The following is a 1194-nucleotide window of genomic DNA, read 5'->3' as shown; positions in this document are numbered from 1 at the left end:
CTAGTGGTCGTCGCAACACCCCAGCTCAGGGGATGCGATGGACTTCGAGATCCGGGAGGACCGTCACCGGAAGGGACGCCGTCTGACGCGCGAGCGGGAGGCATACCTTCAGCTCATGCAGCAGGGTCACAGCAGCACGGAAGCCTGCCGGATCGTCGGCATCAACGTGCGAACCGGCAAGAGATGGCGCAACGGCTGGCACTCGCCGCCCACAGGGAAGCCGAAGCCTCCGATCACCGTGGAGGTTTCGGTTTCCGGCGTGTCCAGATACCTGCGCGAGGACGAGCGCATCCACATAGCCGACCGGCTGCGGGAGAAGGCCACCGTCCGGGCCATCGCGGCCGAGCTGGGCCGCAGTCCGTCCACCATCAGCCGGGAGATACGCCGCAACGGCATGGCCCTGCGCGGGGACGCCTCCCGGTGGGTCTACCGGCCGCATGCCGCCCAGCTTCGCGCCGAGCAACGACGGCCCCGGCCCAAGCCCGGCAAGATCGGCCAGAACCCCGAACTGCGGGACTTCATCCAGAACCACCTCACTTTGAGGTGGAGTCCTGAACAGATCTGCCACGCTCTTCGCAGACGGTTCCCCGACCGGCCGGAGATGCACGTGACCCACGAGACGGTCTACCAGGCCCTCTACGTCCAAGGCCGCGGCGAACTGCGACGCGAACTCACCCGGGCCCTGCGGACCGGACGCGCCCGCCGCCGGCCCCACCGCCAGGCAGCCAAGCGCCAGCCCCGCTTCTCCACCCCGATGGTCATGATCAGCGACCGCCCCGCGGAAGCCGACGACCGGGCCGTGCCCGGCCACTGGGAAGGCGACCTCATCATCGGCGCGAACAGCGGATCCGCGATCGGCACCCTGGTCGAACGCAGCACCCGCTACCTCATGCTGGTCCACCTGCCCGGCGACCATTGTGCCGAGAGCCTCCGCGATGCTCTGGCCGAGACGGTGCAAACCCTGCCGCCCCACCTCAAACGGTCCCTCACCTGGGATCAGGGCTCCGAGATGGCCGCTCATCACGCCTTCAGCATCGCCACCGACATCCCGGTCTACTTCTGCAACCCCGGCAGCCCCTGGCAACGCGGCTCAAACGAAAACACCAACGGCCTGCTCCGCCAGTACTTCCCCAAGGGCACAAACCTGTCCCGCCACAGCCGCGATGACCTGGACGCTGTCGCCGCCGAACTCAA

General features: G+C 68.1%; 1 protein-coding gene. It reads left to right on the top strand.

All coding sequences use genetic code 11. The annotated features are described in order from the left end of the window. Window positions 1-37 precede the first annotated feature (37 nt). Window positions 38-1194: IS30 family transposase (locus ACIRJP_RS42705; protein ID WP_404186657.1), on the top strand; the 1157-nt coding region annotated here is incomplete at its 3' end.

Source organism: Streptomyces sp. NPDC102437, assembly GCF_044765565.1.
GTDB lineage: Bacteria > Actinomycetota > Actinomycetes > Streptomycetales > Streptomycetaceae > Streptomyces.
Note: the sequence above shows the minus strand (reverse complement) of the source record. Positions and strands in the feature narration are given on the sequence as shown.